Below are 4,872 nucleotides of genomic sequence, written 5' to 3'. Positions count from 1 at the left end.
TCTGGTGCGCGACAGCGCGCGCGCCGCGCTCGAGCAGGCCGGCATCGGCGCCACCGAGCTCGACCTGCTCGAGCTGCACGACGCCTTCTCGGTCGAGGAGCTGCTCTACAGCGAGGCCGTGGGCGTGTGCCAGCCGGGCGAAGGCGCGGCCTACCTCGAGCGCGGCGACTCGCGCATCGGCGGGCGCTGCGCCATCAATGCCTCGGGCGGGCTGATCGGCATGGGCCATCCGCTCGGGCCCACGGGCATCGGCCAGGTCGCCGAGATCGTGCGCCAGATCCGCGGCGAGGCCGAGGGCCGCCAGCACCCGGCCGCGCGCTGGGGCATGGCCCACATGATCGGCCTCGGGTCGGTGGCGATCGCGCACGTGCTTGGCGGCACGGCGCGCGGCTGAAGAACAGACGACACAGGAAGAAGCTCCCCATGAACCCGAACACCCCTGCCCTCGAAACCCTGCTGTACGAAGTGCGCGGCAACGTCGCCGTGGTCACGCTGAACCGGCCCGATCGCATGAACACGCTCGGCGGCTCGATGAAGCCCGACCTCGCGCGCGCCTTCTTCGAGTACGCGCGCGCCGACGAGCGCGTGCGCGCCGTGCTGGTCACCGGCAGCGGCGAGCGCGCCTTCTGCGCTGGCGCCGACATCAAGGAACGCGCGGGCCACGCCACCCTCGGCACCGATTACTTCGTGGCGCAGAAGGCCACGCACGACCTGTTCCGCAACATCGAGGAGTTCGAGAAGCCGGTGATCGCCGCCATCAACGGCGTGGCGCTCGGCGGCGGGCTCGAGATCGCGCTGTGCGCCGACATCCGCCTGGCCTCGCAGGCCGCGCGCTTCGGCCTGCCCGAGATCAAGCTCGGCGTGATTCCCGCGGCCGGCGGCACGCAGCGGCTGCCGCGGCTGATCGGCGAGGCGCGCGCCAAGGAGCTGATCCTCACGGCCGACCTGGTCGACGCCGACACCGCGCTGCGCTACGGCATCGTGAGCCGCGTGCTGCCGCAGGCCGAGCTGATGCCTGCCGCGCTCGAACTGGCCCAGCGCATCGCCGAGCATCCGCCGCTGGCGGTGCGCTTCGCCAAGCGCGCCATCAACCGCGGCATGCAGACCGACCTCGACTCGGGCCTGGAGTACGAGCGCTACGCGGCCGCCATGATCATCGACAGCGAGGACCGCAAGGAAGGCATGCGCGCCTTCGTCGAGAAGCGCAAGCCGGTGTTCACCGGCCGCTGAGCCCTTCCCTCCATTTCTTCCCCCTCCCCTACAAGACAAGGAACGCATCCCATGAAACTCGGATTGGAAGGCCAGGTCGCGCTGGTCACCGGCGGCGGCCAGGGCGTCGGCCGCCAGATCTGCATCGAGCTCGCGGCCGAGGGCGCGCGCGTCATCGTCAACGACCTGTTCGCCGAGCGCGCCGAAGCGGTGGCGGCCGAGATCGCGGCCGCCGGCGGCCAGGCCCTCGCGGCGCCGGCCGACATCACGCGCGCCGACCAGGTCGAGGCCATGGTCGCCAAAGGCACGGCGCACTTCGACGCGCCGGTCAGCGTGCTGGTCAACAACGCCGGCATCATTCCCGAGCGGCGCGAGAAGGGCGGGCGCACGCCGCCCTTCCTCGACATGCCGATCGAGGACTGGGCCAAGATCGTCAACCTCAACGTCTACGGCACCATGCACTGCTGCCGCACCGTGCTGCCGGGCATGGTGGCGCGCAAGGGCGGGCGCATCGTCAACATCATCTCGGAGGCCGGGCGCATCGGCGAGGCCAACATGGCGGTGTACTCGGGCGCCAAGGCCGCGATCGCCGGCTTCGGCAAGGCGCTGGCGCGCGAGCACGGCCGGCACGCGATCACCGTCAACTCGGTCGCGCTGGGCGCGGTCTCGCACGCCGGCATCAAGGACGGCCCGCTGCGCGTGGACGCCACGGTCGAGAACGACGAACGGCTGCCGAAGATGCTCAACGTCTACCCGATCGCCAAGGGCGTGGGCCGGCTCTCGCGGCCCGAGGACGTCTCGGGCGTGGTGGCCTTCCTGGCCTCGGACCGGGCGCTGTTCGTCACCGGCCAGACGCTGGGCGCCTCGGGCGGTTTCGCGATGCTGTGAGCGCGCGTTCCTGAAGATCGGGCCGCGCCCAGGGTTCTCCCGCAGCCCCGCGCCGGCACGGGCCACGCGCGGCAATGCAGAATCCGGTCCCATGGCTGCGCTGCCTTCCGTCCTCGACCCCCGCTCCGTCATCATGCTGGCGGGGCTGATGGGCGTCGTGATGTCGGTGGTGGTGTTCTTCATGCGCCGCAGCTACCCGGCCACCATCCAGGGCCTGCGCGAGTGGGCCTGGGCGCCGCTGGTGGCCTTCGTCAGCACCCTGCTGTTCGCCGCGCGCGACGTGCTGCCCGACTTCCTCACCATCGTGGTCGCGAACGTGGTGCTGTTCGAGGCCTGCCTCCTCTACTACGCCGGCAGCCAGCGCTTCCTGCACGGCCGCAGCGACACCGCCGGCTGGCACGGCCTGACCGTGCTGATGGCCTGCGCGCTGTTCTGGTTCAGCGCGTTCAAGCCCGACTACGAGATCCGGCTGGTGATCGTCACGGCGCTGGTCGCCGCCCTGTTCTTCAACCACGCGCTGCTCTACATCCGCAACCGCGGCCGCGTGCTCGGCATGCGGCTGATGATCGTGCTGCTGCTGCTGCAGGCGCTGGTGGCCCTGGCGCGGCTGGTGTCGGCGCTGCTGGGCATGGCCGGCGTCGGCCTGATGGACGCGACCCTGCTGCAGTCGATCTACATCTCGATGTACTCCTTCACCGTGCTGCTGCTGTCGATCGCCGCCATCCTGATGGCGACCGACCGCATGCACTCGGAGTTCGAGTTCCTCGCCACCCACGACCCGCTGACCGGCGTGCTCAACCGGCGCGCGCTGCTCGACGCCTGCCAGGCCCAGCTGGCCGCGGCCGGGCGCGACGGCGGCTCGAAGACGCGGCGCATGGCGCTGCTGATGATCGACGTCGACCACTTCAAGTCGATCAACGACCGTTTCGGCCACCAGACCGGCGACGCCGTGCTGCGCGAGGCCGTCGGCCGCATGCAGCGCGCCATCGGCGGCCATGGCCTGCTCGGGCGCTATGGCGGCGAGGAGTTCGTCGTGATGCTGCCCGAGGCCTCGCCCGCCGAGGCCACCGAACTGGCGGCGCGGGTCAAGGCCAGCGCCGGCGAGGCCTTCGCGGCCGACTCGCCGCTGGCCGCCGTGGGCGCCTTCACCGTGAGCATCGGCGTGGCGCCGCAGCAGCCGGGCGCCGACATCGACGACATGCTCGGCCAGGCCGACGAGGCGCTGTACCGCGCCAAGTCGCTGGGGCGCGACCGCGTGGTGCTGGCAGGCTGAGCGTGGCCGCCTCGGCTGCGCCCTCCTTCCGACGCCATCAGCCGCCGGCTTCCTACGCCCGGCAGCGGCTCGGCTGCGCATCGTGGTGCCATGTCCCTGCTCCCGCTTCGCCGTCTGGCGGTGTTCGTCGAGGCGCCCGATGACGGCCGCTTCGAATGGGTGCTGGGCGAGCTCGACGCCGACGACCACGTGCAGACGATCGCCCGTGCGCGCCGCGGCGTCGACAGCTACCAGCGCGCGATGGCGGCCGGCCTGCTGAAGCTGCAGCAGCAGGTCGAGGACCTCGACGCGGGGCCGAGGGAACAGACCCCGGCCGACGAGGACGAGGACGACAGCGCCGAGGCCTCGGCCCGGCCCGCGCCGCGCGGCACGGCCTTCGGCTTCGGCCGGCCTTCCTGAACCGCCCCCACCACCCATCACGAGGACCCACCATGGCCACCGGCACCCGAACCCTCTGGAAAGGCGCGATCACCTTCGGCCTGGTCCACATCCCCGTCGGCCTGCACACCGCGAGCACCGAGCAGGGCGTGGACTTCGACTGGCTCGACAAGCGCAGCATGGACCCGGTGGGCTACAAGCGCATCAACAAGCGCACCGGCCGCGAGATCGACCGCGACAACATCGTCAAGGGCGTCGAGTACGAGGACGGCAAGTACGTGATCGTCTCGCCGGCCGAGATCGAGGCCGCCTTTCCGCGCACCACGCAGACCATCGAGATCGAGCGCTTCATCGATGCCAACGACATTCCCTTCGTCTACCTCGAGCGGCCCTACTACGTGGCGCCGATCAACAAGGGCCAGAAGGTCTACGCGCTGCTGCGCGAGGTGCTCGTGAAGACCGGCAAGGTCGGGCTCGCGAAGGTGGTGATCTCGACCAAGCAGCACCTGGCCGTGCTCGTGCCCTCGGGCAAGGCGCTGGTGCTGAACCTGATGCGCTGGGGCGACGAAGTGAAGTCGCTCGAGGGTCTGGAGCTGCCGCCCGAGGGCGTGAAGAGCGCGAGGATCACGCCGGCCGAGATGAAGATGGCCGAGCAGCTGGTCAAGGACATGTCGGGCGCCTGGGACCCCGAGGACTTCCAGGACGAGTTCAAGCACGCGGTGATGAAGATCGTGCAGAAGAAGGTCAAGGCCGGCGACACCGAGACGGTGATCGAGCCCGAGGAAGAGGCGCCGGGCCCGGGCGCGAAGGTGATCGATCTGACCGAGCTGCTGACGCGCAGCCTCAAGGGCGCGAAGGCGGGGGCCGCCGCGAAGAAGGGGGCGCGCGCGGCGCCCAAGGCGGGGAAGACGGCGGCGAAGAAGACGGCGCGTGCGAAGGCGGCGCCGGCCAGGAAATCGGACGAGCGCAAGGCGGCCTGACGGGCGCGAGGGGGACAATCGGGCCCTTGTCCGAAAAGCCCGCTCCCATGTCGCCCACCCCGTACCTGTTCCTTTCCCTCTCGACCTCGCCAGCCTCGGACCGGCCGGACACGCATGCGCGCTGCCTCAATGCCGCGGGCCGCT

The 4,872-nt window shown here is 70.9% G+C and carries 6 protein-coding genes; all 6 read left to right on the top strand.

What is annotated here, in order from left to right; translation table 11 throughout:
- Nucleotides 1–394 (top strand): thiolase C-terminal domain-containing protein (locus tag AC27VN_RS32645; RefSeq protein WP_490879246.1); only part of this gene is annotated, 394 nt, incomplete at its 5' end.
- Between the two features lie 29 nt (nt 395–423).
- Nucleotides 424–1,230: an enoyl-CoA hydratase/isomerase family protein gene (locus AC27VN_RS32640; RefSeq protein WP_296784419.1), complete on the top strand. Its 807-nt coding sequence runs from the start codon at nt 424–426 to the stop codon at nt 1,228–1,230.
- 51 nt (nt 1,231–1,281) lie between these two features.
- A complete protein-coding gene (locus AC27VN_RS32635) occupies nt 1,282–2,097 on the top strand; it encodes an SDR family NAD(P)-dependent oxidoreductase (protein ID WP_296784422.1) in 816 nt (271 codons plus the stop codon).
- Between the two features lie 91 nt (nt 2,098–2,188).
- On the top strand, nt 2,189–3,370 hold the full coding sequence (locus tag AC27VN_RS32630) for a GGDEF domain-containing protein (protein WP_490879245.1): 1,182 nt from the start codon (nt 2,189–2,191) through the stop codon (nt 3,368–3,370).
- A gap of 90 nt (nt 3,371–3,460) precedes the next feature.
- Nucleotides 3,461–3,769, top strand: a complete 309-nt coding sequence (locus AC27VN_RS32625; protein WP_177239233.1) for a hypothetical protein — start codon at nt 3,461–3,463, stop codon at nt 3,767–3,769.
- Between the two features lie 32 nt (nt 3,770–3,801).
- Complete coding sequence (gene ku, locus AC27VN_RS32620) at nt 3,802–4,728, top strand: non-homologous end joining protein Ku (RefSeq protein WP_093340561.1); 927 nt, start codon at nt 3,802–3,804, stop codon at nt 4,726–4,728.
- Nucleotides 4,729–4,872 lie beyond the last annotated feature (144 nt).

The sequence above is a fragment of the Variovorax sp. 20P10.2.4 genome (genome assembly GCF_058244205.1).
This window is presented reverse-complemented; position numbering and strand designations above follow the sequence as displayed.

Bases quoted from the DNA above. Each gene is read 5' to 3' on its own strand.
- AC27VN_RS32625 (WP_177239233.1), top strand. From the start codon at position 3,461: ATGTCCCTGCTCCCGCTTCGCCGTCTGGCGGTGTTCGTCGAGGCGCCC.
- AC27VN_RS32630 (WP_490879245.1), top strand. From the start codon at position 2,189: ATGGCTGCGCTGCCTTCCGTCCTCGACCCCCGCTCCGTCATCATGCTG.
- ku (WP_093340561.1), top strand. From the start codon at position 3,802: ATGGCCACCGGCACCCGAACCCTCTGGAAAGGCGCGATCACCTTCGGC.
- AC27VN_RS32635 (WP_296784422.1), top strand. From the start codon at position 1,282: ATGAAACTCGGATTGGAAGGCCAGGTCGCGCTGGTCACCGGCGGCGGC.
- AC27VN_RS32640 (WP_296784419.1), top strand. From the start codon at position 424: ATGAACCCGAACACCCCTGCCCTCGAAACCCTGCTGTACGAAGTGCGC.